The 516-nt window shown below is 63.6% G+C and carries 1 protein-coding gene; it reads left to right on the plus strand.

All coding sequences use genetic code 11. The features are described from left to right. Position 1: 1 nt before the first annotated feature. The coding region (gene ycaC / locus PPL01S_RS24240; protein ID WP_042156942.1) for an isochorismate family cysteine hydrolase YcaC at positions 2–516 on the plus strand (515 nt) is incomplete at its 3' end.

Genomic DNA, 516 nt, shown 5'->3' on the forward strand with positions numbered 1-516 from the left:
CCTGCTGGTCGACCACCAGGCTGGCCTGCTGTCCCTGGTTCGCGACATCGAGCCGGACAAGTTCAAGAACAATGTGCTGGCGCTGGCCGACCTGGCCAAGTTCTTCAACCTGCCGACCATCCTCACCACCAGCTTCGAGCAGGGCCCCAACGGCCCGCTGATGCCAGAGCTCAAAGCCCTGTTCCCGGACGCCCCATACATCGCCCGTCCAGGCCAGATCAACGCTTGGGACAACGAAGACTTCGTCAAGGCAGTGAAGGCCACCGGCAAGAAGCAACTGATCATCGCCGGTGTGGTGACCGAGGTATGTGTAGCGTTCCCGGCGCTGTCGGCACTGGAAGAGGAGTTCGAAGTGTTCGTGGTGGCCGATGCCTCCGGCACCTTCAACGCCATGACCCGCGATGCGGCCCATGACCGCATGAGCCAGGCCGGCGCGCAGATGATGACCTGGTTCGGCGTGGCCTGTGAGCTGCACCGTGACTGGCGCAACGACATCGAAGGGCTGGCGGCGCTGTG

Source organism: Pseudomonas plecoglossicida NBRC 103162 = DSM 15088, assembly GCF_000730665.1.
Taxonomy (GTDB): domain Bacteria; phylum Pseudomonadota; class Gammaproteobacteria; order Pseudomonadales; family Pseudomonadaceae; genus Aquipseudomonas; species Aquipseudomonas plecoglossicida.